Here is a 22,462-nt window from a genome sequence, read left to right on the forward strand (position 1 = left end):
GGTCGGCCTCCTCAACTACATCGGGTCGGTCGGGTTCAAGCCGCGCGCGGGCAACGACTTCTGGTTCGACCACGACGACGCCACGGCCGCGCTTACGGACGGGAGGCTCTACGGCAAGGACGCGAAGCGACTCGCGTCCGCGAGTCGAGGCGACGCCGACCCCGAAGACTTGAACCCGGTCCACCGACTCTGGCGGCCCGCGCCCGGCACGGGCAAAGGACTGCTCGGGCAGTCCCGCCGCGAGTTCCTCGTTGACCGCGTTGGAAACGGGTTCGTCGTCAACGGCAGCGTCTCGCTGCCCGACGCCGTGCGCGAGGCCCTCCCGCTCTCGTCCGCCGTGGTCGTCGAATCCCTCGGGGAACTGAACGACCAGACCGAGCGCCGCTACCTCCCGCACTTCCGGGCGCTGGCCGAGCGCATCCGGTCGGAAGACCGGGCGGTCGTGGAGTCCTACAGCGACATCGCCCGCCCGATTCAGGGCGTCGAGTTCGACACCGTGGCCGTCGTCGAACCCCGCCGCGTCCGAGTGTACGACGGCGCGCGCTACGCGAAGGCGTGCGAAGTCGCCGACAACAGCGTCCACGACGGGACGATGGAAAAACGCGTATCGGACGTGGTGAACCTGCTCGACCCCGCCGAAACGACGACGCTCGAACCGCTTTCGAAGGCGGAGCGAAACGACCCCGAGAAAATCGCGTCCGTGTACGGAGACGCGTATGAGTCGCTTCTCTAATCGTCGTTCGTTATCGCATCCGCGCGGCCTGTGACGCCAGTTCGATGTCGTGGTACGGGTTAGTCGTCACGCTCGGGCCGTGGCCGACGTGCATCTCGCGCAGGTCCTCGTCCACCGCGTCGAGCACGCGGTCGATGCTCTGGATGAGCGCCGCGCGGTCACCCTCTTCGAGGTCGGTTCGGCCGAAACTGCCGTTCTGGAACACGAGGTCGCCCGCGAAGAGGATGTCCGCCGATTCGGAGTAGAAACAGAGGTGGTCGTCCTTGTGCCCCGGCGTGTGGAGCGCGCGGTAGTCGTCGTCGCCGATGGTCACGACCGCCTCGTCCTCGATTCCGACGTCCACGCCGGGTTGGTCGGGGTCGAAGCCGAACGCCTCGACGTCGAAGGCCTCCTTGACCGCATCGAGGGTGCCGACGTGGTCGGGGTGCGTGTGCGTGACGATGACGGCATCGAGGTCGCCGACGGCCTCCTCGACCTGCGACACGGCGTCGAAGTTCGACCCGGTGTCCACGAGGACGGTCCGGTCGCCGTCCACGAGGAACGCGTTGCTGGTGAACGCCTGCACGTTCGCCGCGATGTTTCGAATCATATCCCGGCGTAGGGACGGCAGGGGTTTCGTGTTTTCGTTCGGCGCGGGTAGACAGAATTATCCGTGGGTTCCCCAAAGCGTGGCACGTGAACCGCCGCCAGTTCCTCCGAGTCGGTGCGGTCGGTGCCGCGGCCTCGGTCGCCGGGTGTACGAAGGCCGTTCTCGGCACGAATCAAGGCCGCGTGGTCGAAAAGACCGTCCGCGCCGACGAAACGCGAGTCCTCTCCTCGACCGCGAGCGGCGTGTCGGCACGGGACGAGTACCCCGGAAACGCGGGCAGCGACCCCGGCAACGTCGTCGTGAACGAATCGGTAGGAACCCGACTCACCGAGTCGTTCGGCAACGTGACCTACGAGGTGACTATCGAGCAGTATCGGTCCGCGTGGCCGAACGACGCGAAGGAGGGCGAACGGACCCTGTACACCACGCATCGCACGCTGTTCAACGAGATTCAGGTGGGTGACAGCATCACGTTCCAACCGGACCCGACGGACACCGGTCGCATCAGCTCTATCTCCTGTGTCGCGGCCGACAGGGAATCGCTTTCGGCGCGCTGTTCGACCGGCGACGGCGGAGGCGGCGACTAACGGGAACGCGAACGGTGGCGGCTCGTCGATTCAGTCCTCCGCGAGTTCGTCGACGAGCGTGTCCAAACTGTAGCTCTGGAGCACGCGGTGGGAGTCGCGGAGCGTGGAGATGACGAACGTGGAGTTCGTTCGGTCCACCTCCTCGATGCGCTCGAAATCGCCGATGAGCCGTTCGACCATCTCGCGCCCGGTGAGGTGCGCGACGACGATGAAATCGGTTTCACCCATCGTGAAGTACGCTTGCGTGACGCCCTCGATGTCGAGTATCTTCTCCCCGAAGTCCCGATAGGACCCCGTGTAATCGGCGAACACCTCCACGACGACGGTGACGCCCAGGCCGAACTCCTCCAAGTCGATGTCGTAGAGGTCGTTTTCGATGACACCTGCCTCCCGGAGGTTGTTCAGTCGGTAGTGGATGGTCGAAACGGGGATGTCCGTCTCCTCGTGTAGTTTCTCGGGACTTCCCGTTTCGAGGTCCGATATCGCCTTGAGTAGGGTGACGTCGCGTTCGTCCATTGATTTCGAATTATACGTCCGTCATACTTAACGTCTGGAGTTCGGCGAAGATGGTCGATTTCCGTTCGAATCACGCACATCCTCATGATTCATAATAACGAATTGGTGCAAAGATTGCGTTGAAGTTTGTATGAGATTCAGTATCAGTGCTCTTCTTTGTAGAAGGGTTTAACAAGGTGCATCTGATAGGATTGGATAGAAATCTATGACTCAGACGAAATTTGGTAGATACCTACCGATGAACGGAGTGATGTTTGCATTATTGGCGCTGTTCTGGGGCGGCTCGTTCGTCTCCATCGACGTGGGGCTTCACCACTTCCCGCCGCTCCTGTTCGCGGCGGTGCGCTACGACGTGGCTGGCCTGCTCATCCTCGGCTACGCCGCCGTGACGACCGACCGCTGGAAGCCGCAGACCAGAGGGGACGTGCTCGGAATCGTGACTATCGGCGCGTTCATCATCGCGGGCCACCACAGCCTCCTCTACCTCGGCCAAGAACACGTGCCCGGCGCGCTGGCGGCGGTCATCGTCAGCCTCTCACCGGTTCTCACGGCGGTCTTCGCCAGCACCCTCTTCGCCGACGAACACGTCACCCCCCTCGGTGCCGTCGGCCTGCTCTGTGGCGTCGTCGGCGTCGCCATCGTCGCCAACCCGACCCCTGCTAACCTCCTCTCGACTGATGCGGTCGGCATCGGCCTCGTCTTCCTCGCCGCCGCGAGTTTCGCCCTCGGGTCGGTCCTCACGCGACCGTTCGAAACCGGCGTCTCCGTCCCCGCGCTGCAGGGTTGGTCCATGCTGTTCGGCTCGGTCCTCATCCATGCGGTCAGTCTCGGCACGGGCGAGTCCCCCGCCGCAATCGACTGGTCGATGTCGGCCGTCGCGTCCCTGACCTACTTGGTGCTCATCTCGGGCGTCGTCGCGTTCCTCATCTACTTCCACCTGCTGGACACCATCGGCGCGACCGAACTCAACCTGGTCGGCTACCTCGAACCCGTCGTCGCCACGCTCCTCAGCTGGTTGGTGCTGGGCGAACTCGTCGCCAGCACGACGGTCATCGGCTTCGCCGCCATCTTCACCGGTTTCGCCCTGCTGAAGCGCGACGTGCTCTTCGACTTCTGGCACGCGGCCTCGCCGAGCGTCCGACGAGTCTGAACGAGCGTCCGGTCGATGTCCTGTTAGTATAGTTCAGTAGTATTCAGGGAGAAATAGTTGAATTCAGTACCATCGCGGAACCGCTTCGGACCGCGCGAACTACGACCAAACGAACTACGACCAAACGAGGGACGAACCGACGCGAGTGCGCGGCGTCCGTCGTGTCGCGTGTCGCCCCCATTAGTTGCCCCAACCCCACATGACTTTTCGGGTCGCCTTCCTTACGACACCGTATGGCAACACGTGACGCGGGTGACCCGGCCCGCGACGACCGCGCGAACTACGACTATCATTCGGATAGCGTGGCACGCACAGGATTTGTCTCCGACCTCGTGACGCTGGTGGACGGCGAGGTCCGCTTCGACGAGTACTCCCGACAGTTGTACGCGACCGACGCGAGCGCCTACGAGGTGACGCCCATCGGCGTCGTCTTCCCGACCTCGACGGACGACGTGGCGTCGGTGATGGAGTACTGCGCCGACCGCGAGATACCCGTCCTCCCTCGCGGCGGAGGCACCAGCCTCGCCGGGCAGTCGGTCAACGAGGCCGTCGTGCTGGACTTCACGCGCCACATGGGCGACCTGCTCGACTTCGACCCGGAAGCGGAAACCGCCCGCGCCCAATCCGGAATCGTCCTCGGTGAGTTGAACCGCGCGCTGGCCGAGGAGGGGCTGAAGTTCGCGCCCGACCCGGCGTGGCGCGACAAGAGCGCCCTCGGCGGAGCCATCGGCAATAACTCCACGGGGTCACACTCCCTGAAGTACGGGAAGACGGACGCCTATATCGAGGAGTGCGAGGTCGTCCTCGCCGACGGCACCGTGACGACGTTCGGCGACGTGACGCTGGACGAACTCCGCGAGGGTGCCGGAGACGACTCGCTCGAAGGCCGCATCTACGCGGAAGTGCTCCGCATCGTCGAGGAGGAGCGGGACGCGGTGGCGGAGGTGTTCCCGCAACTCAAACGCAACGTCTCGGGCTACAACCTCGACCGACTCGTCGAGGAAGCCGAGGAAGGACACGTCAACCTCGCGCGCCTGCTCGCCGGAAGCGAGGGAACGCTCGCCATCGTCACGGAGGCGACCGTCTCGCTCGAACCCATCCCCGAAACGAAGGCGATGGCGCTGTTGACCTACGGAAGCCTGAACGACGCGATGGAGGACGTCGCACCGATTCTCGACCACGACCCGTCGGCCGTCGAGGTGCTCGACAACGTGCTCATCTCGCTCGCCGAGGACACCGAGGAGTTCCGCGACGTGGTGGAGATGCTCCCGGACGGAACCGATTCCGTCCTCCTCGTGGAGTTCTACGCGACCGACGACGAGGACGGGCGGGAGAAAGTCTCGAAGCTCCGGGACGATCGCGAGGGAGTCCGGGCGCTCTCCGCGATGGAGGCCCACGACGAGGACGAGCGCGCCCGCTTCTGGAAACTGCGCAAATCCGGCCTGCCAATTTTGCTCTCGCGGACGACGGACGCGAAACACATCTCGTTCATCGAGGATAGCGCGGTTCCGCCGGAGAACCTGCCCGAATACGTCGCCGACTTCCAGCAGGTGTTGGAGGACAACGACACGTTCGCCAGCGTCTACGCCCACGCCGGACCGGGGTGTCTGCACGTTCGTCCGCTCGTCAACACCAAGAGTCCCGCGGGGGTCAACCAGATGGAATCCATCGCCGACGCAGTGACCGACCTCGTGGTCGAGTACGGCGGCAGCGTCTCGGGCGAGCACGGCGACGGCCGCGCGCGAACCCAGTGGAACCACAAACTGTACGGCGACCACGTGTGGGAGGTCTTCCGCGACCTGAAGACGGCCTTCGACCCCGACTGGCTCCTCAACCCCGGGCAGGTCTGTGGTGACGTGGACATGACCGAGAACCTCCGGTTCGACCCCGGCTACGAGTTCGATTCCGGCTTCGACCCGACCCTCAACTGGGAGAACGAGAACGGCTTCGAGGGGATGGTCGAACTCTGTCACGGCTGTGGCGGCTGTCGCGGCGGGCAGGAGACCACCGGCGGCGTGATGTGCCCGACTTACCGCGCGGCGGACGAGGAGATAACGAGCACCCGGGGACGGGCGAACATGCTCCGGCAGGCCATGAGCGGTTCGCTCTCCGACGAGGAGCAGTTCGACGTGGAGTTCATGCACGAGGTGATGGACCTCTGTATCGGCTGTAAGGGCTGTGCGAAAGACTGCCCTTCGGAGGTGGACATGGCGAAGCTGAAGGCCGAGGTGGAACACGAGTACCACGAGCGACACGGGACGAGCCTCCGCGACCGCATCTTCGGGAACATCGACCGCCTTTCCTCGCTCGGGAGCGCGTTCGCGCCCGTCTCGAACTGGGCGACCGAACTCCCCGGCGCGCGGTTCGTCGCGGAGAAGGTGCTGGGCATCGCCAGCGAGCGAAGTCTGCCCACGTTCCACCGCGAAACCCTCGAAGACTGGTTCGAAGAGCGCGGAACGCGGGTTTCCGAGGAGGAGGCCACCCGGCGCGTCCTGCTCTTTCCCGACACCTACACCAACCACAACCATCCTGAGGCCGGGAAGGCGGCGATTCGCGTCCTCGAAGCGGCGGACGTGCACGTCCGAATCCCGTCCGGCGTGGCCGGGAGCGGGCGACCCGCCCACTCGAAAGGGCTGCTCGATACGGCCCGCGAGCAGGCCGAGACGAACGTGGACGCCCTCTCGTCGTTCGTCCGGGACGGTTGGGACGTCGTGGTGGTCGAACCGTCCGACGCGGTGATGTTCCAGTCGGACTACCTCGATTTGCTGCCGACGGACGAGTCGTCCGGGTCGTCGAGCGGTCAGTACACCGAACCGCGCTCCGCCGCCCCCGAGGCTGGAGGACTCCGAACGGAAGCCGAACGCCTCGCCGCGAACACGTACGGAATCTGCGAGTACCTCGACGCGTTCGACCTCGACCTTCCGCTGTCGGGCGAGGGGTCGCTGACCTACCACGGTCACTGCCATCAGAAGGCGACGAAGAAGGACGGCCACGCCGTGACCGTCCTCCGCACTGCGGGCTACGAGGTGGACGCCCTCGACAGCGGGTGTTGCGGCATGGCGGGCAGTTTCGGTTACGAGGCCGAACACTACTCGATGAGCAAGGCGGTCGGGTCGATTCTGTTCGAGCAGGTCGAAGAGAGCGACGGCGGGGAAGTCGTCGCGCCCGGCGCGTCCTGTCGCACGCAACTCGGCGACTGGCAGGGCGAGGAACCGCCACATCCCATCCAGAAAGTCGACGAAGCGCTTCGGTAATCGTGGACGCGTTTCGATAATCGTGGGCGCGTTTCGGTGACCGTCGCCGTTCTCCGCGAGGACGGCCGCATCAGGGATGTTTTCACCGGCTTTCGAAACGGTGAGAAGCGTTTTACCGCTCGCACCCGTCGTGGTACACGGTGCGGCTATGGAGATTCCATCACAGCACTCACAACACAGACGGGCGGAAGAGCTGCCGCTGGTGACGGATTCCGCGAGGGTCGAGCGCGTGGAGCCCCTCGACGAGGACCGTACCGAGCACGTCGTCGAACGGGCCGCGGAACTCCTCGACGTGCACGGCCGCGAGGAGTGGGCCGAGCGAGTCCAGTCCGAGGACGCCGACTGGGACGAACTGATATCGGCGATAGAGGAGGAAGAGCGCGGCCACGAGAACCTGTTGACGGAACTCACCTCGCTAAGAGATCGCTATCAGCGACCGTTCTCGTCGCTGATGAGCGTCGCCATCGACTTCGAGGAGGAGTTCGATTTCGTGCCCGGCCAGTACGCCACGATGCGCTACGAACACACGCCGCGACCGTACTCCATCGCCAGTTCGCCGAACGCGGACGGCATCGAACTCTGCGTTCGACGGGTGCCACACGGCCGCCTCACGTCGAAGCTGTTCGAAGACCTCTCGGAGGGCGACCGGGTGACGGTTCGGGGACCGAACGGCGATTTCGTCCTTGAAGAACCGTCCGGCCGGGACATGGCCTTCCTCGCCACGGGGACGGGCGTCGCGCCACTCCGGAGTATGATTAAGTACACCTTCGAGGAGGGCCGCGACGAGTACGAGGGCGAACGGCGGGACGTGTGGCTCTTTCTGGGCGCGTCGTGGAAGGACGACTTGGCCTACCGCGAGGAGTTCGAGGAACTGGACGACGAACACGAGAACTTCCACTTCGTCCCGACCTGCTCGCGCGAGGAGTACCTCACCGACTGGGAGGGCGAAAGCGATTACGTCCAGCAGACGCTCGTGAAATATCTCGTCGAGAGGGCCGAGGAGAACCTCTCCGACGACCTCGCGCGGTACGCGACCGACCCGGCCTACGACATCGACGCGCGAATCGACCCCGACGGCCTCGAAGTGTACGCCTGCGGCGTCAACGCCATGGTGTCGATGCTCGCGGGCGCGGCGCGGGACCTCGGCGTCTCCGAGGACCACGTGCAGTACGAAGGGTACGGGTAGCGAACGGTACGGATAGTCGGACTGCCGAAAATAACGACGAAGCGGCTCTAAAACCCCGAAAACTTGTCCCGACGGTAGACGTCGATTTCGCTGACCGTCGAGTTCTCCTGTCCCGCCGCGAACGCGATAGCGTCGGCTATCTCCTCGGGTTCGGTGACGCTGCCGGGTTCGAATCGCTCCTCGAACGGTTCGCCGTCCTCGGAGCCGAACTCCGTCCGAACTTCGGTCGGATTGACGACCGTGACCGCCACGCCGTCCTCGCCGACGCGACCTTCGAGGCTGTGGGCGAATCCGCGCACCCACCACTTCGTCGCGGCGTAGACGGGGTTGAACGGCCGGGGGTACTGCCCCGCGAAGCTTCCGACGAATATCAGGTTGCCCTCGGAGTCGCGGAGGTACGGGAGCGCGGCCCGCGTGACGAAGAAGACGCCATCGACGTTCGTGTCCTGCATGGCGCGAAACTCCTCGGTCGAGAGGTCCTCGACGGCTTCCCCGCGCGCGAGTCCCGCGTTGTTCACGAGTACGTCGAGGCCGCCGAGCGCGGACGCCGCCTCCTCGACCATCGACTCGACGGCCGCCTCGTCGCGCACGTCGGCGGGACAAACAGCGGTTTCGACGCCGTACTCCGCTTCCAGCGCGTTCGCGATGTCGGCCAGTTCCGATTCGCGTCTCGCGGCGAGCGCGACGTTCGCACCGTCGCGGGCGAGGGCGTGTGCGGTCGCCCGTCCGATGCCCGAACTCGCACCGGTTATCAACGCGTTTCGCTCCGAGCTGTCGGTTCCGTCCATACACTTTCGTTCAGAGGGAAGCGAGTTGCCTCTTTCGCCCACCGTGCTGACGTTCCGTCGCCCACGCCGCTGACACCCTCACCGTCTCACCCTGCCGCGACCCGGATGGTTATCACGTAGCGCGTCTCACACCGCTCATGCTCGTACTCCGCGGTGCAGATATCGTAGACGCGACCGGTATTCGGGACGCCGACGTCGCGGTCGAAAACGGCGAAATCGTCTCGGTGGGGGACGTTCCCGAGGCCGACGAGGAGATCGACGTGAGCGGGAAGTTCGTCGCGCCGGGGCTTATCGACTCACACATCCACGCCTCGATGGACGGCCGACCGGACGTGACCACGATGAATCACGACAGCGAGATGACGCTGTCGTATCGCGCGACGGCGAACCTCCGCGACGCGCTCCACGCCGGGGTGACGTCGGTTCGTGACCTCGGCTCGCCGACGACGCTCGCGCTCGACGCCGGAAAGGCGGTCGAAGCCGGACTCATCGACGGACCGCGAGTCGTCGCCTGCGGCCAGAACGTCGTGATGACCGGCGGCCACGGCCACTGGTTCGGGCGCGAAGCGGACGGCGAAGCGGAAGTCAAAAAGGCCGTCCGGGAACAGCTCAAGCGCGGTGCGGGAGTTATCAAGTGCATGGCGACCGGCGGCGTCCTCACCGAGGGTGCGGTCACCGGCTCGCCCGAACTCGACGAAGCAGAGTTGAACACGCTCGTCGAAACCGCCGCCGCGAAACACGTACCGACGGCGGCTCACGCCCACGGGACGGAAGGCATCAAGAACGCCGTCAGGGCAGGTATTTCGAGCATCGAACACGGGACGTTCATGGACCGCGAAGCGGCCGAAATGATGGCCGACCGAGGGACCTACTGGGTGCCGACTGCGAAGGCGCTCCACGGAATCGTCGAGCAGGGGACGGACGCCGGAATCCCTCCCTACGCGGTCGAGAAGGCGGAGGAAGCGGGCGACGCCTTCGAAGACGCGTTCCGGCACGCGCTCGATGCGGACGTGACGATAGCGATGGGAACCGACGCCGGAACACCGTTCAACTTCCACCGCGACATCCCGGAAGAACTCGAACTGATGGTCGAGTACGGTCTCTCGCCGGACGGCGCGCTCGAGGCGGCGACGGTCAACGCGGCCGACCTCCTCGGGCTATCGGATGTCGGACTGGTCGAGGAGGGATACCGTGCCGACCTCGTGGTTCTTGATACTAATCCTCGCGCCGACGAAACGGCGTGGCAGAACCCCGTAACGATCATGTCCAATGGTAACATGGTTCGTTGACGACCGCACGTCACAAGGTCTTTTATATCCGGGCATGGACGATAAGGTACATGAGACGGCTCCTGGCTGTCGGCCTCATCACGGTGCTGCTCATCGCGTCGTTTCCCACGTTCGGGACGGCCCAGAGCAACGCCCCGACTCCGCAGAAGATCACTACCTCCCAGGAGTTCGATGACGTCGAATTTCATATTCTCGTCCACAGTGACAGCACTGCGAGATGGACATTCCGCTACGAAAAAAATTTAGAAACACAACAGGAACGCAAGCAATTCGAGGAGTTCGCACAGAACTTCAACAGCTCCGACACGGAACTGTATAAGAATTTCAGGGAGAACGCGGTCGAACTGACCTCGACGGCGAACAACCGAACGAAACGGAAGATGACCGCCGGTAACTTCTCCAAGCGGGCCTTCATCAACCAAGCGGGACTGACCGGAGACACGACCCGCGGCGTCGTCGAGATGTCGTTCCGATGGTCAGGATTCGCTTACGGTAGCGGAAACACGACCGTCTTCGGTGACGTATTTCAAGGAGGACTCTACCTCGGGGATAATCAGAAGCTCGTCGTCTATCCCGCGGACGGTATGTCCTTCAAATCCGCACAACCGGCGAAGGGACGAAGCATAGCGGGCGATACGTTGGCGGAAAGCGATTCCGTCTCGTGGTCCGGTCCCCGTGAGTTCAACGACCAGCGTCCGATGGTGAAGTTCTCCTCACCACCCCAGTCGAGTTCGTCCACGAGCACGACATCGACCACGGGCGGCGCGAACGTGCCACCGGGGAGCGGCGGCGAAAGATTCGGATCGAACTCGCCGATGATGTTCTTCATCGCGGCGCTCGTCGTCCTCATCGGCTTGGCCGCGGTGTTCGCGTGGCGACAGGGAAGCCTCGGCTCGCTGTCCTCCGGTCGTAGTACCCCGAGCGGTGGAGGTGGGGGCCCCGGTGGGTCCGCCGCAACCGAATCGACCACCGGCTCTGCCGAACCGGCGGTCAGCGACGAGGAACTACTGACCGACGAGGCACGGGTGAAAAAGCTGCTCCGCGAAAACGGCGGTCGGATGAAGCAGGTCAACATCGTGGACGAAACCGGCTGGTCGAAATCCAAAGTCAGCATGCTGCTCTCCGAGATGGAGGAGGACGGCGAGATAAGCAAACTCCGCGTCGGCCGCGAGAACATCATCAGCCTCGACGGTCACGAACCCGACGCCGCCGGGTCGCCGCTCGACAGATAAGGGTCGTTTTTTCGGATAATCGCTCCGTCGAGAGCCGCGCCTGTTCGCGTTTCTGAATGTGTGACCGACAGCCACGGCGCTCCCGAAACGCAACTGTTAAACAGTCCGTGTGATTACGAATGAGTACACACGCTCCGTTGGTGTAGTCCGGCCAATCATCTTGCCCTCTCACGGCAAGGACCAGGGTTCGAATCCCTGACGGAGCATTTTGTGGAAGTAAACGTTCGAGCCACAGCGAGGCGTTTGCGAACTGAAAATGCGAAAGGGTTGAACCCCAAGAGATGAGGTTACACTTCGACTGGTTTCCGAGTCAGAACACGATTCGTGGAATTTCGACCGCAGTGTGTGCGATAGTGTCAGGCGTCCTCGTTGACCCGCTTGTTCTGGTTGGCGATGAATTTCGAGACGACGGGGATACGGTGTTGGTCCGCGATAGGCGGGACCACGATTCTGGAGAAGGAACTCTAAGGTCCCCACTCACCTCACGACCGATTGAGAGTGATGCGTTTAAGTATTCTCTCGATAATCTCCGAATATGCCTACATCTTTACTCGAATCATCTCACGAACGAACGCTTCACATCGGGCGCGACCGTCCGATTCGCATCAGCGCCGGTCATCGACTGCTGCATCACGACGGGAAATGCAGCCGACCGCACGGCCATAACTACGAAATCGAGGTGACCGTCGTCGGCGAACTCACCGAAGAGGGGTGGGTCGTGGACAAGGGAGATATTACTGCGATACTCTCCGAGTGGGACCACATGTTCCTGCTGGAGAAGGGCGACCCGCTCGTGGACGCCTTCGAGGAGAGCGGCGACGGGTCGGCGGTCGTCCTCTTCGAGGACCCACCGACGGCGGAGGTGATGAGTCTCGAACTCGAACGCCGGTTCCGCGAGGAACTGCCGGAGAACGTCTCCGAGGTGGCGGTCGAGGTGAGCGAGACGGCTGAACTCTGTGGTGCCCCCGTCTGATCATGCCGGTGAACGCGACCGAACCGAGTGACGGGAAACGCGCCGACGTCGAGCGCGAGGGGGCGGACTCGGACGAACCGTCGCTGCCCATCAACGAGTTGTTCTACTCCCTGCAGGGGGAGGGAACGCTCGCGGGCGTTCCGAGCGTGTTCGTGCGGACGAGCGGCTGTAACCTCCGCTGTTGGTTCTGCGATTCGTATCACACCTCGTGGGAACCGACGCACGCCCGGATGACGGTGGACGAAATCGTCGCGGAGGTCGAATCCTACGACGCGAACCACGTCGTCCTCACGGGTGGTGAACCGCTGGTACACGAGGAGTCCGTCATCCTGCTCGACCGCCTTTCGGAGAGGGGCTATCACACGACGGTCGAGACGAACGGGACGATATTCCGCGACGCCCCCATCGACTTGGCGAGCGTCAGCCCGAAACTGGCCTCCTCGACGCCGACGCCCGAAACCGACCCGAAAGGCGACGGCGAGTGGGAGGATCGACACGAGGAGCGGCGAATCGACGTGGAGACGCTCGGGGCGCTGGTGGACGCCTACGACACCCAGATGAAGTTCGTCGTCACCGACGACGGCGACCTCGAAGAAATCGAGGAACTGGTTTCGGACGTTCGCGCGACCGCCGACGAACTGCTCTCCGATGCCGACGTGCTCCTGATGCCGGAAGGAGCGACCCGCGAGCAACTCGACGAAACCCGCGAGCGAGTCGCACAACTGGCGATAGAGTACGGCTATCGCTACACGCCGCGACTGCACGTTGACCTGTGGAACGACGCACCGGGTACCTGAACGACAACAAAACAGACGTAGCAACGATACCATGACACGAAACGACATAACCGACGAGGCGAGCGAAAACGAGACGACCGCCAGCGAGACGACCGACGGCGAAGCGACAGATACCGGCCGACCCGAAAAGCGCGCGGTCATCCTCGCTTCCGGCGGGATGGACAGCGCCACGGCCGCCTACGAAGCGCGCGAACGGGGCTACGAACCGTTCTTCCTGCACACGTCCTACGGCCAGCGAACCGAGAGCAAGGAGTTCGACTGTGCGAAACGACAGGCCGACGAACTCGACGCCGGATTCCTCCACGTCGAGACGAGCCACCTCGCCAAAATAGGCGGGTCGAGCCTCACCGACGACGAGATGGCCGTGGAAGACGCCGACTTGGAGAGCGACGAAGTGCCCGACACCTACGTCCCGTTCCGGAACGCGAACCTGCTTTCGATGGCCGTCTCCTGTGCGGAAGCGAACGACTGCGACGCCGTGTTCATCGGCGCACACAGCGAGGATTTTTCGGGGTACCCCGATTGCCGCCCGCAGTTCTTCGAGGCGTTTCAGGCCGTCGTCGACACCGGAACGAAGGACGACACGTCCATCGAACTCGTCGCGCCGTTCGTCGAGTTCAGCAAGACCGATATCGCGGAACGCGGGGTCGAACTCGACGTGCCGTACGAACTGACGTGGAGTTGCTACCGCGCGGAAGAACCCGCCTGTGGCACCTGTAATTCCTGTGCGCTCCGCCTGCAAGCCTTCCAGAACGTCGGCGAGCACGACCCCATCGAGTACGAAGAGCGGCCGAGCTACTGACTATCCCGTCCGGTCGAGGCGACGTAGATGCCACCGAGGACGACGGCACCGCCGACCATCGTCGCGACGCCCGGTACCTGTCCGAGGATAACCAACGCGAGCACCGTGCTACCGACGGGTTCGCCGAGGAGCGTGACGCTCACGACGCTCGATTCGACGTATTTCAGCGCCCAGTTGATGACGGTGTGACCGAAGATGCCGGGACCGACGGCCATACCCAAAAACAGCACCCACTCCGTCGGTCGGTACGCGGCGAGGGAAACCTGCGCGCCGCTCGTCAGCGCGGCACCGAACAGTACGACCGTGGAGACGCCGTACACCACGGTCACGTAGGGAATCAGGGACACCCGTTGGCGGAGCGACCGCCCGGCGAGGACGTAGCCCGCCGCCGCAATCGCCCCGACGACCGCGAGCGCATTGCCGTAGAGGGGGCGCTGTCCCGCGACCGTCGCGGGTGAGAGGAAGTCGCCGAACGACATCGCCACCATCCCGAGCAGTGCGACGAAGATGCCGACCATCGTTTTTCGAGTGACGCGCTCGTCCAACAGCGCCCACGCGCCGAATGCCACGAAGAGGGGTTGTGACTGAACGAGCGTCACAGACGCGGCGACCGTGGTCCAGTCCAAACTCTCGAACCACGCGATGAAGTGCCCGGCGAGTGCACACCCGTTGACGACCGCGATGAGCAAGTCACGTTGCGAGAACGCCCGGAGGTCGTCTCGATAGCGCGTGACCGCGAACGGCGCGAGCAACAGCGTCGTGAACAGCGACCGGTACAGCGCCTTGACGATGCTCGGCGCGTTGCTGAGTTCGATGAGAATGGCGCTCGTGCTCACCGCGACGATGGCGACGGCGAGCGCCGTCATCGGGGACACTTCATCTTCCATCCGCTCGACCATCCCGACCATGCCGGACATCACAGATGCACCGGAAGCCACGACAGCCAGTTCAACACGGTATCCTGTGGGATGAGCGGTTCGTGGAGCACCAACCAGTCGAGGAGCATCAGGCCGATACCGTGGGCGACGACGGACGGCAACACCGAATCGCAGTTGTAATCCACCGCGCCGAACAGCACGTCCGTCGGTCCCGAGAGGATGACCTCGACCGGCGGCTTACCCAAGTGATGAAACGCGTAGATTATCGGACTCACGAAGACGCTCTTGAAACCTATCTTCCGAACGCCGACGCAGAGAAAACCGCGATAGTACGTTTCGGCGGCGAGAACGACGATGAACTGCTTCACTGCGTGCGGGAGAAAGCTACCGAGCGCGGCGTTCGTCTCCCACATCGGGTAGTAGGTCCGAATCGTCGGGAGCGACGACCCGACAACGTATATCGGGACGACGAATGCCGCGAGAACGAGCGTGTTGCGAATCGCTTTCCGGTTCACCCGATAGCCGATGCGGCGTCCGTGCGTCACCGCGAGCGCGCCGGGAACGACGATGTACAGCGTCACGTCGCGGAAAACGCGGAGGTTCAGACTCCCGCCGGTGCTCGGCCAGTACGACCACGCGACCGCGATGAGCGCCCCGACGAGGAGCGACAACCGTACCCACGTCAGACCGAACGTCCGGTCCCCGACGGTCCGGGAGAAGTTCACGAATCGTCGGCGGTGGGAATCGGTCCGTTTCCGATGGCGTCCTCGACGGCGTTGGTGAACTCCTGTTCGCTCTGGAAGTACGTTTCGTCGACCGCTTCCAGCACGTCGGCGAGTTCCTGCGGGCCGTCCGGGGTCCGAATCGTCTCGCCTCCCTCCTTTCGTTCGACTTCGCTCTTCTGGACGGGCCAGAACAACCGCGAGGTGACTCGTGCGAGCGGTGCGCCATCGACGGGCTCGCGCTCGCCGAGTTCGACAGCGGGCCCTTCGTCTTCGGTATCGTCAGCCATACTGAGCCGTTTGACAGGGTGGGGATTAGGTTTTTCGAACCCACCTTTTGCCGCGGTCGGGAGCCGAATCCGGCGCGATTCGCGCCGGATTCTGCCTTCCTCCCTTGCAAAAGCTGGACCAAAAGCCGTCGTCACCCCCTTTGCGCGTCTTCGACGCGCATTCAGGGGTTCCTTGGCCCGGAAAATCGGAGATTTTCCGGAGGGAGACAGAGTTCCGCGGTTGTGACACTGGCGGATTCCGGCGGTTGTGTCACCGGCCTATCGCTCCCTCCGGTCGCTGTCTTGTTTTCCGTCGAAGGTCATATTCGGAGACGCTCCGTCCGGCGTCTTGTCGGAAATGTTTCTGTTCGTGTTCGTCAGTAATGCCGCCTGCGTACGCGACTTTTCTCCATCTCGTGTCCGAAATCAAACGACAGTGATATCTGTCTGACGCAGTAGTTTAGTAGGAGGCCTCCAATGGCAGACACATGACAAGCCTCGGGGAAACGTACGAAGGGCACGGCGGCGTGAAAAAACGCCCCCGACGCCTCTATCTCGGCGTCGGCCTGTTTCTCGTCGGGTCGTTGCTCGTCGTCGTGGGTATCCTCGCGGCGACGACGAACAGTTTCGCGGCGATGGGTCTCGACAACTACGGGTCGTACAGACTCGCGGGCATCACCGCCGGGTTGGGCGTCCCCGCCGTCTTCGTCGGCGTGTTCGTCGTTCTCCCCGCCACGAGTGACCGCGTGCGGGCGGCGGCGGCCATCGGGTCCAGCATCACGATTCTCGGCGTCGCCATGTTCTGGTACGCCTACCCGCAACACTGGCGCGGACACGGCGAACACCTCACCCTGCCCGTCGTCGCGGTGTACTTCACCGGCCTCATCACGACGTTCTGGTGTCTGTTCACCGCCGTCGTGAACTTCAAGACGCGCAACGACCCCGGCGGAACCGTCACGATGGAGGTCACGCGCAAGGGAGAGACAAAAATCGTCGAAGTCGAGAAACCCAGCGGTCTCGGCGGCATCGGCGTCTTCGGCGACGACCCGGTCGGTACCGAAGCCGTCAGCGATGGCGGTGCGGCGAGCGACGACATCTCCTCGCCCGTGGACTCGGCAGGGCAAGGGACGAGCGGGACCGCCGCGACCGAATCGCCCCCTGCGAACCCGACGGACGCCTACTGCGGCAATTGCGCCCACTTCGATTACGTCCGCACCGACTCCGGCATGACGCCCTACTGCGGCCTGCACGACCGGCGGATGTCCGACATGGATGCGTGCGAGAAGTGGGAATCGAACCGGTAGAAAGACCCTACAACTCCGAGAGCGTCCGCTCGACCGACTCCCAGTGGCTCCCTTTCCAGAACCGTTTTCCGCAGTCTCGACACCGCCAGACGGGTTTGCCGTCCGGCGCGTGGTCTGGCGCGGGTCCGTCGTCCCGAACCAGTTCCCCGTTACAGGAAGAACACCGCGCGGGTTCGGACAGCGAGAGGTCCACCCCGTCGTTCCGGAGTTCGCGGAGTTGGTCGCGGACGTCGAGCGATTCGATGAGGAGGGCGTCGTCGGCGCGCTCGGCCAGTTGCACGTCCCGCGTCACGAGCGTCCTGTCCTCCGTTCCGGCCAGTTCGAGAATCGCGTCGTCCGCCTCGACGCCCCTGTCCAGCGCGTAGGCCGCATCGTACCCGCACATGCGGAGGTACGTCGAGAGCGACCCGAGCATCACGTCGAGAAAGAAGCGACGACCCATCAGTGAAGGAACTCGCGGACGCCCGCCGCGTCGCGGGCGTTGAGTACGTCCGCGGCCTCGGCCCATCCCCGTCGTGCGGTGTGAACGCCGTACCTGACGTTCCGGTATTCCGCGGGGCTGTGGGCGTCGGTGTCGATGGCGATGGTGGCACCTTCCTCCACCGCCACCTGTACCGCCGCACCCCAGAGGTCGAGACGGTGGGGATTGCTGTTGATTTCCAGCGCGACGCCGTTGTCGGCGGCGGCGCGCGCCACCGCTCGGACGTCGAAATCGTGACCGGGACGGCGGTTGATGAGCCGACCGCTCGGATGGCCCAAAATATCGACGCTCGGGTGCTCTATCGCTCGAATAAGGCGGTCGGTCCCGTCGCCGTCGAGACCGCTGTGCGGCGAGGCGACCACGACGTCCAAGTCGGCGAGCACGTCGCCGACGCTGATTCCACCGTCCGAGTCGATGTTCGCCTCGACCCCGTGAACACGTCGATGGCGGCATCCTCGGCGACCGCTCGAACCTCGTCTATCTGTGCTTCGAGTTCCTCGTCGTCCAACCCGACGCCGCCGACCATGCCCGAACCCGTCGCGTGGTCGGAGATGGCGATGTAGTCGTGACCGAAGTCGGCCGCTCCCTCGACCATCTCCGCGATGGTGTCGTTCCCGTCGGACCAGTTCGTGTGCAGGTGCAGGTCGCCGCGCACGTCGCCTTCTTCGATGAGGTCGGGCAGGTCCCTGGCGAGGGCGGCGTCGATTTCGCCGTTGTCCTCGCGCATTTCGGGCGGAATCAGGGGCAAACCGAGGGCGTCGTACATGCTGGCTTCCGTCTCGCCCGCGACGCGCTCGCCGACGCGCTGGCCCGCGTCGGGGTTCTCGACATCACTCACATCGAACACGCCGTACTCGTTCACCTTGTAACCCTGCTCTATCGCGTAGTTTCTGAGGGTGATGTTGTGATTTTTGCTTCCCGTGAAATACTGGAGGGCGCTGCCGAACTCCTCGGGAACGACGACCCGGAGGTCGATGCGCATATCGGAGACGCGGACGGCGGCCTTGTCCGTCCCCGCCTCGATGACCTCCGTCGCCCGCCCCCAGTCGGTGAAGGCGTCGATGACCGTCTCCTTCTCCTCGCTCTCGGCGAGGACGTCGATGTCGCCGATGGTCTCGCGCCAGCGGCGGAGCGACCCGGCGAGTTCGTGTCGCCCGACGGTCGGTATCTCGTCGAAGAAGGCGAGCACCTGCTCGCCGACCGGACGGGCGTCGCCGAGCAGTTCCCGTCCCCGAACCGTCCGCGCAAACTCGATGCCGTCGAGGATGTTCTGCTCCGATTTGGGGCCGTAGCCCTTTATCTCCTGAATCTTCCCCTCTCGGGCGGCGTCCTCCAAATCGTCCAGCGTCTGCACGCCGAGTTCGCGATAGAGGTCGCCGACCGTCTTCGGGCCGACGCCCTCGACGCGCGTCAGTTCCGCCATCTCAACCGGGAGGTTCGCGCGTTCCTCTTCGAGTTCCTCGATTTCGCCCGTCTCGAAGTACTCGATGACCTTGCTCGCGATGGAGTCGCCGACCTGTGGGATTTGCCCGACTGCATCGGGCCCCTCGGCCGCCAACTCCTCGATGTCCTCGGGGTAGTCGCGGATGTTGTCTGCGGCGCGGCGATAGGCCTGTGGCTTGTACTGCACGTCCTGTGCTTCGACCAAATCGGCGTACTCCTCGAACAGCGCCGCGACTTCGGCGTTTCGAGTCATAGTCGGGACCGTTTTCCGGCGCTCTCCTTCCCGAGCGCTTTCTGGAGGAACGACACCCACCGCTTCTGGTCGGCGGCCTCCTTCGCCTTCTCTTCGGCTTCGAGGTTCGTCGCCCCGAGGCTTTCGAGCGCGTTCAGCGCTCGGTCGATGCCGATGATGCTCTCGACCAGTCGCTCGCCTTCCTCGAAGCTGATGTCCGCCTCTTCGAGTCGTTCCTTGCGCTGGAGCCGTTCTCGGCGGAGGTTCGTCTTCGCCTGCTCCACGCGCTCCCGTTCTCCCGGGGGAACTGTGTCCAGCCGCTTGATTTCGAAGACGAACTCCCGGAGGTCGATGTCCTGTCCCTGGACCGAAATCGTCTCGGGAATCGAGGCGCCGACGGTCGAGCCCTCCCGCTCGACCCGTTCCAGCAATCCTTTGCGTTCGTACCCCTTCACACCCCATACTCGTCGTCGTGAGGGCAAAAACCTCATGCCCTATGCGTTTCGGTCATAATTCTCCCGCCCTCGAATGAGGCCAGAAAAAGCATTACTTCGCCCGTGGGGAACTGGTGCCATGAAAAAGCCCGGCGAAGTGTTCGCGGATTCGAGCCTCTACGACCCCGGTATCGAGGCCATCGTCCCGCGGTACGACGAACTTCACGACGCGATTTTGAACTCGCCGCCGCAGGACCGGACCGAGGAGATACGCGTCCTCGAACTCGGGGCGGGGACGGGCGAACTCACGGCGAAGTTACTGACCCGATTTCCCGAGAGCACGGTTCTCGCGGTGGACCACAGCGAGGGGATGCTCGCCGAGGCCGAGCGAAAACTGGAGACGTTCGGGGACCGCGCCGACATCGTGCAGGGAACCTTCCCGGACGACTATCCGACGGCGAGCGACGAGTTCGACCTCGTAATCACCTCGCTCGCGGTCCACCACCTCCCGTCGGCGGAAAAACGGACCCTCTTCGACTCGCTCGCGGACGCCCTCGTTCCCGGCGGATGGTTCGTCAACGGCGACGTGATTCGATTCGACGCGTCGCACCTCGAAACGGTCTCGTCGGCGATGATAGCGAACTGGGTTCGATCGAAGGGCTGGGAGGAAGAGGAGTTCATGAACCGCTGGCAGGCCAGCGACGAGTTCGACGACCCGGATGCGCTGACAGACCAACTGCTGTGGCTTCGAGAGGTCGGGTTCGAATCGGTGACGTCGGTCTGGCAGTACTACAACTTCGCTGTCTACGGCGCGCGAAAACCCGCGTGATTTTCAGTTCTGACGGTGGCGGGGTTTTACATCTTCATTTCCGCGTGTCAGCTTACCCAAACCCATTTGGCCTATCGGTTCAAACCATGCAACAATGGCGCAATGCGACGTGTGTGGGCAGGACGAGAACATGCCGTACCAGTGTCGAATGTGCGGCGGGACGTTCTGCGCCGAACACCGACTGCCGGAAAACCACTCCTGTCCGGGGTTGAACCAGTGGAACGACCCGGAGGGAGTGTTCGACAGCGGCTTCGACGATAGCGCGAACAAGCAGGGCGGTGGTCGGTTCAGCGTGGACACGAGCCCCGGCGGACCGCTGAGCTACTTCCGCGGGAACATGACGTTCGTGTTCCTCACGCTGATGGTGGGGACGTTCATCGCCGAGGTGTTCGTCATCAACGTCATGGGCGACGCCCAGTTGTTCTCCGAACTGTTCGTCCTCCAATCGACACACATCGGACGGGTTTGGACGTGGGTCACGTCCATCTTCGCCCACAACCCGACCGGCTTCACGCACATCCTCTTCAACGGCATCGCGCTGTACTTTTTCGGCCCCGTGTTGGAACGGCGCATCGGGAGCAAGAAGTTCACGGCGCTGTTCCTCGGCAGCGGCATCCTCGCCGGGTTGGCGCAGGTCGGCATCGTCGCGATGATGGGCAGCACCTCCGCCGTTCTCGGCGCGAGCGGCGCTATCATGGCGGTCATGGGCGTCCTCACGGTGCTGAACCCGAACATGAAGATTCTCATCTACTTCATCATCCCGATGCCCCTCTGGCTCGCGACGGCCCTCTTCGCCGTCTACTCCGGATTCGCCAGCGTCATCGGCGGTGCGGGTGCGGGCGGCGTCGCCCAACTGGCCCACCTCACCGGACTGGGAATCGGCCTGCTCTACGGCGCGAAACTGAAGAGGGAAGGAAAACGCGGCCCCTCCGAGTTGGACATCGGCGGACGGCGGGGCGGCGGCATGGGCGGACGTAAGCGATTCTGATTACCGATGCGCCTCGCACATCCCGAATTCGCGCCGGACGCTTCGCTGTCGCGCGAAGAGATGGAAGAACTCCAGTACGAGGTGGCCGACGCAGCGATTTTCGAGGACGCGTTCGAGTTCGACCCCGAGAGCGTCCGCGCCGAACCGACGGACGACGCGCAGACTCACCTCCCGACGGGCGAGGATGAGAACGGGGGTGAGGACGACGATTCGGACGTCGCCGCACCCACCGAGTCCCCCGAATCCCCCGTCGTCGTCGGCGTGGACCAAGCGTTCGTCGACGACCTCGCGGTGAGCGCTGTCGTCGCGTCGCGGGACGGCGAAGTCATCGAGCGCGCCCATGCCGCCGTCGAGACGGAGATTCCGTACATCCCCGGCCTGCTGTCGTTCCGGGAGGGGACGGCGATTTTACGCGCCTTCGAGGAACTGACCGTGGAACCGGACCTCGCAATCGTGGACGGGAGCGGACGGATTCACTTCAGGGAGGCCGGAATCGCCACCCACATCGGCGTGATGCTCGACCTGCCCGCCATCGGCGTCGCCAAGAACCTCCTCTGCGGCAACCTCCGCGACCTGCCGGAGGGACACATGGCCGAAGGCGAGCGCGTTCCCGTGGTGTCGAACTCGCGGGTCAGCGCGCCCAACGGGATGGTCATCGGCTACGCGCTGCAGTCGCGTCAGTACCCGAATCCCGATAAGCGCCACGTCAACCCGCTGTACGTCAGTCCCGGCCACCGCGTGAGCGCCGAAACGGCCGCGGAACTGGTCTGGCAACTCTGTGCAGGCTACAAACTTCCCGAACCGACGCGGCGGGCGGACGCGTACGCCGATGAAGTAACGGAAACCGTTGATACTTAGCCACCCCCGTCCGAAGGAAACCCCATGGATGAGACTGTGCTGATAACCGGCTGTTCGTCGGGCATCGGACGGGAAACCGCCCTGTCGTTCCTCGCGGACGGCTGGGAGGTGTACGCAACCGCCCGGAA

The 22,462-nt window shown here is 63.9% G+C and carries 23 protein-coding genes, 1 tRNA gene and 1 pseudogene; 16 read left to right on the plus strand and 9 right to left on the minus strand.

Going from position 1 to position 22,462, the window contains the following annotated elements:
• Nucleotides 1-733 (plus strand): ATPase (locus BG842_RS16950; protein WP_069451687.1); only part of this gene is annotated, 733 nt, incomplete at its 5' end.
• Between the two features lie 10 nt (nucleotides 734-743).
• Here BG842_RS16950 and BG842_RS16955 read toward each other — a convergent pair.
• Entirely contained in the window at nucleotides 744-1,322 is a 579-nt protein-coding gene (locus tag BG842_RS16955; RefSeq protein WP_069451688.1) for an MBL fold metallo-hydrolase, read from the minus strand.
• 86 nt (nucleotides 1,323-1,408) lie between these two features.
• Between BG842_RS16955 and BG842_RS16960 the strand changes: the two genes are divergently transcribed.
• Entirely contained in the window at nucleotides 1,409-1,909 is a 501-nt protein-coding gene (locus BG842_RS16960) for a twin-arginine translocation signal domain-containing protein (RefSeq protein WP_069451689.1), read from the plus strand.
• 30 nt (nucleotides 1,910-1,939) lie between these two features.
• Here BG842_RS16960 and BG842_RS16965 read toward each other — a convergent pair whose 3' ends face one another.
• Complete coding sequence (locus BG842_RS16965) at nucleotides 1,940-2,425, minus strand: Lrp/AsnC family transcriptional regulator (RefSeq protein ID WP_007978427.1); 486 nt, start codon at nucleotides 2,423-2,425, stop codon at nucleotides 1,940-1,942.
• A 250-nt stretch (nucleotides 2,426-2,675) separates the two neighbouring features.
• On the opposite strand from BG842_RS16965, the gene BG842_RS16970 reads away from it, so the two are divergent.
• The 3 genes from BG842_RS16970 to BG842_RS16980 all read left to right on the plus strand — a co-directional run bounded on the left by BG842_RS16970 (nucleotide 2,676) and on the right by BG842_RS16980 (nucleotide 8,015).
• Nucleotides 2,676-3,575 carry a DMT family transporter gene (locus BG842_RS16970; RefSeq protein WP_254663268.1) on the plus strand — a complete coding sequence of 300 codons (900 nt, stop codon included), beginning with the start codon at nucleotides 2,676-2,678 and terminating at the stop codon, nucleotides 3,573-3,575.
• 233 nt (nucleotides 3,576-3,808) lie between these two features.
• Nucleotides 3,809-6,829 (plus strand): FAD-binding and (Fe-S)-binding domain-containing protein, encoded by a 3,021-nt coding sequence (locus BG842_RS16975; RefSeq protein ID WP_069451691.1) that lies wholly within the window; start codon nucleotides 3,809-3,811, stop codon nucleotides 6,827-6,829.
• Nucleotides 6,830-6,977: 148 nt separating this feature from the next.
• Complete coding sequence (locus BG842_RS16980) at nucleotides 6,978-8,015, plus strand: ferredoxin--NADP reductase (RefSeq protein WP_069451692.1); 1,038 nt, start codon at nucleotides 6,978-6,980, stop codon at nucleotides 8,013-8,015.
• Nucleotides 8,016-8,062: 47 nt separating this feature from the next.
• Here the strand turns inward: BG842_RS16980 and BG842_RS16985 are convergent, their stop codons facing one another.
• Nucleotides 8,063-8,803, minus strand: coding sequence for an SDR family oxidoreductase (locus tag BG842_RS16985; RefSeq protein ID WP_069451693.1), 741 nt, complete (start codon nucleotides 8,801-8,803; stop codon nucleotides 8,063-8,065).
• A 137-nt stretch (nucleotides 8,804-8,940) separates the two neighbouring features.
• On the opposite strand from BG842_RS16985, the gene BG842_RS16990 reads away from it, so the two are divergent.
• The 6 genes from BG842_RS16990 to queC all read left to right on the plus strand — a co-directional run bounded on the left by BG842_RS16990 (nucleotide 8,941) and on the right by queC (nucleotide 13,896).
• Entirely contained in the window at nucleotides 8,941-10,092 is a 1,152-nt protein-coding gene (locus tag BG842_RS16990; protein ID WP_069451694.1) for an amidohydrolase family protein, read from the plus strand.
• Nucleotides 10,093-10,142: 50 nt separating this feature from the next.
• Nucleotides 10,143-11,324, plus strand: a complete 1,182-nt coding sequence (locus tag BG842_RS16995; protein ID WP_069451695.1) for a hypothetical protein — start codon at nucleotides 10,143-10,145, stop codon at nucleotides 11,322-11,324.
• A gap of 131 nt (nucleotides 11,325-11,455) precedes the next feature.
• A tRNA-Glu gene (locus BG842_RS17000) sits at nucleotides 11,456-11,530 on the plus strand.
• Between the two features lie 329 nt (nucleotides 11,531-11,859).
• Entirely contained in the window at nucleotides 11,860-12,297 is a 438-nt protein-coding gene (locus tag BG842_RS17005) for a 6-pyruvoyl tetrahydropterin synthase family protein (RefSeq protein WP_069451696.1), read from the plus strand.
• Nucleotides 12,298-12,299: 2 nt separating this feature from the next.
• A complete protein-coding gene (locus tag BG842_RS17010) occupies nucleotides 12,300-13,094 on the plus strand; it encodes a 7-carboxy-7-deazaguanine synthase QueE (protein WP_069451697.1) in 795 nt (264 codons plus the stop codon).
• Nucleotides 13,095-13,125: 31 nt separating this feature from the next.
• A complete protein-coding gene (gene queC / locus BG842_RS17015) occupies nucleotides 13,126-13,896 on the plus strand; it encodes a 7-cyano-7-deazaguanine synthase QueC (protein WP_069451698.1) in 771 nt (256 codons plus the stop codon).
• Here queC and BG842_RS17020 read toward each other — a convergent pair.
• From BG842_RS17020 to BG842_RS17030, 3 genes are read right to left on the minus strand one after another with little or no spacing between them, the layout of a single operon-like run.
• Nucleotides 13,890-14,813, minus strand: a complete 924-nt coding sequence (locus tag BG842_RS17020) for a DMT family transporter (RefSeq protein WP_069451699.1) — start codon at nucleotides 14,811-14,813, stop codon at nucleotides 13,890-13,892. The genes queC and BG842_RS17020 overlap by 7 nt on opposite strands.
• Complete coding sequence (locus BG842_RS17025) at nucleotides 14,813-15,499, minus strand: type II CAAX prenyl endopeptidase Rce1 family protein (RefSeq protein ID WP_069451700.1); 687 nt, start codon at nucleotides 15,497-15,499, stop codon at nucleotides 14,813-14,815. Before BG842_RS17025 ends, BG842_RS17020 begins: the two co-directional genes overlap by 1 nt.
• Complete coding sequence (locus BG842_RS17030) at nucleotides 15,496-15,786, minus strand: DUF5789 family protein (protein ID WP_069451701.1); 291 nt, start codon at nucleotides 15,784-15,786, stop codon at nucleotides 15,496-15,498. Before BG842_RS17030 ends, BG842_RS17025 begins: the two co-directional genes overlap by 4 nt.
• Before the next feature lie 467 nt (nucleotides 15,787-16,253).
• Here BG842_RS17030 and BG842_RS17035 point away from each other — a divergent pair, with 467 nt between their 5' ends.
• Nucleotides 16,254-17,069 (plus strand): hypothetical protein, encoded by an 816-nt coding sequence (locus BG842_RS17035; RefSeq protein WP_069451702.1) that lies wholly within the window; start codon nucleotides 16,254-16,256, stop codon nucleotides 17,067-17,069.
• A 7-nt stretch (nucleotides 17,070-17,076) separates the two neighbouring features.
• Here BG842_RS17035 and BG842_RS17040 read toward each other — a convergent pair whose 3' ends face one another.
• The 3 genes and pseudogenes from BG842_RS17040 to BG842_RS17050 form a co-directional block, all read right to left on the minus strand.
• Nucleotides 17,077-17,511 carry a Mut7-C RNAse domain-containing protein gene (locus BG842_RS17040; protein ID WP_069451703.1) on the minus strand — a complete coding sequence of 145 codons (435 nt, stop codon included), beginning with the start codon at nucleotides 17,509-17,511 and terminating at the stop codon, nucleotides 17,077-17,079.
• Nucleotides 17,511-19,246, minus strand: a pseudogene (locus BG842_RS17045) (helix-hairpin-helix domain-containing protein). The gene BG842_RS17040 and the pseudogene BG842_RS17045 overlap by 1 nt, the downstream one beginning before the upstream one ends.
• Nucleotides 19,243-19,680, minus strand: a complete 438-nt coding sequence (locus tag BG842_RS17050; RefSeq protein WP_069451704.1) for a DUF5788 family protein — start codon at nucleotides 19,678-19,680, stop codon at nucleotides 19,243-19,245. The pseudogene BG842_RS17045 and the gene BG842_RS17050 overlap by 4 nt, the downstream one beginning before the upstream one ends.
• A 118-nt stretch (nucleotides 19,681-19,798) precedes the next feature.
• On the opposite strand from BG842_RS17050, the gene BG842_RS17055 reads away from it, so the two are divergent.
• From BG842_RS17055 to BG842_RS27870, 4 genes are all read left to right on the plus strand, one after another.
• Nucleotides 19,799-20,488: a class I SAM-dependent methyltransferase gene (locus tag BG842_RS17055; RefSeq protein WP_069451705.1), complete on the plus strand. Its 690-nt coding sequence runs from the start codon at nucleotides 19,799-19,801 to the stop codon at nucleotides 20,486-20,488.
• Nucleotides 20,489-20,582: 94 nt separating this feature from the next.
• Nucleotides 20,583-21,476: a rhomboid family intramembrane serine protease gene (locus BG842_RS17060; RefSeq protein WP_069451706.1), complete on the plus strand. Its 894-nt coding sequence runs from the start codon at nucleotides 20,583-20,585 to the stop codon at nucleotides 21,474-21,476.
• 6 nt (nucleotides 21,477-21,482) lie between these two features.
• The gene (locus BG842_RS17065) at nucleotides 21,483-22,334 is read left to right on the plus strand and encodes an endonuclease V (RefSeq protein ID WP_069451707.1); all 852 of its coding nucleotides are present in this window, start codon (nucleotides 21,483-21,485) and stop codon (nucleotides 22,332-22,334) included.
• Nucleotides 22,335-22,358: 24 nt separating this feature from the next.
• A partial coding sequence (locus tag BG842_RS27870) for an SDR family NAD(P)-dependent oxidoreductase (protein WP_139136167.1) occupies nucleotides 22,359-22,462 on the plus strand: 104 nt, incomplete at its 3' end.

Origin of the sequence: Haladaptatus sp. W1 (assembly GCF_001723155.1) — an archaeon.
GTDB classification, from domain to species: Archaea; Halobacteriota; Halobacteria; order Halobacteriales; family Haladaptataceae; genus Haladaptatus; species Haladaptatus paucihalophilus.

Excerpts from the sequence above, each read along its gene's own strand:
- BG842_RS17055 (WP_069451705.1), top strand. The coding sequence starts at position 19,799 with ATGAAAAAGCCCGGCGAAGTGTTCGCGGATTCGAGCCTCTACGACCCC.
- BG842_RS17020 (WP_069451699.1), bottom strand. The coding sequence starts at position 14,813 with ATGTCCGGCATGGTCGGGATGGTCGAGCGGATGGAAGATGAAGTGTCC.
- BG842_RS16990 (WP_069451694.1), top strand. The coding sequence starts at position 8,941 with ATGCTCGTACTCCGCGGTGCAGATATCGTAGACGCGACCGGTATTCGG.
- BG842_RS17040 (WP_069451703.1), bottom strand. The coding sequence starts at position 17,511 with ATGGGTCGTCGCTTCTTTCTCGACGTGATGCTCGGGTCGCTCTCGACG.
- queC (WP_069451698.1), top strand. The coding sequence starts at position 13,126 with ATGACACGAAACGACATAACCGACGAGGCGAGCGAAAACGAGACGACC.
- BG842_RS16970 (WP_254663268.1), top strand. The coding sequence starts at position 2,676 with ATGTTTGCATTATTGGCGCTGTTCTGGGGCGGCTCGTTCGTCTCCATC.
- BG842_RS17030 (WP_069451701.1), bottom strand. The coding sequence starts at position 15,786 with ATGGCTGACGATACCGAAGACGAAGGGCCCGCTGTCGAACTCGGCGAG.
- BG842_RS17005 (WP_069451696.1), top strand. The coding sequence starts at position 11,860 with ATGCCTACATCTTTACTCGAATCATCTCACGAACGAACGCTTCACATC.
- BG842_RS17035 (WP_069451702.1), top strand. The coding sequence starts at position 16,254 with ATGACAAGCCTCGGGGAAACGTACGAAGGGCACGGCGGCGTGAAAAAA.
- BG842_RS17060 (WP_069451706.1), top strand. The coding sequence starts at position 20,583 with ATGGCGCAATGCGACGTGTGTGGGCAGGACGAGAACATGCCGTACCAG.
- BG842_RS17065 (WP_069451707.1), top strand. The coding sequence starts at position 21,483 with ATGCGCCTCGCACATCCCGAATTCGCGCCGGACGCTTCGCTGTCGCGC.
- BG842_RS16995 (WP_069451695.1), top strand. The coding sequence starts at position 10,143 with ATGAGACGGCTCCTGGCTGTCGGCCTCATCACGGTGCTGCTCATCGCG.
- BG842_RS16985 (WP_069451693.1), bottom strand. The coding sequence starts at position 8,803 with ATGGACGGAACCGACAGCTCGGAGCGAAACGCGTTGATAACCGGTGCG.
- BG842_RS17010 (WP_069451697.1), top strand. The coding sequence starts at position 12,300 with ATGCCGGTGAACGCGACCGAACCGAGTGACGGGAAACGCGCCGACGTC.
- BG842_RS16955 (WP_069451688.1), bottom strand. The coding sequence starts at position 1,322 with ATGATTCGAAACATCGCGGCGAACGTGCAGGCGTTCACCAGCAACGCG.
- BG842_RS16965 (WP_007978427.1), bottom strand. The coding sequence starts at position 2,425 with ATGGACGAACGCGACGTCACCCTACTCAAGGCGATATCGGACCTCGAA.
- BG842_RS16975 (WP_069451691.1), top strand. The coding sequence starts at position 3,809 with ATGGCAACACGTGACGCGGGTGACCCGGCCCGCGACGACCGCGCGAAC.
- BG842_RS16980 (WP_069451692.1), top strand. The coding sequence starts at position 6,978 with ATGGAGATTCCATCACAGCACTCACAACACAGACGGGCGGAAGAGCTG.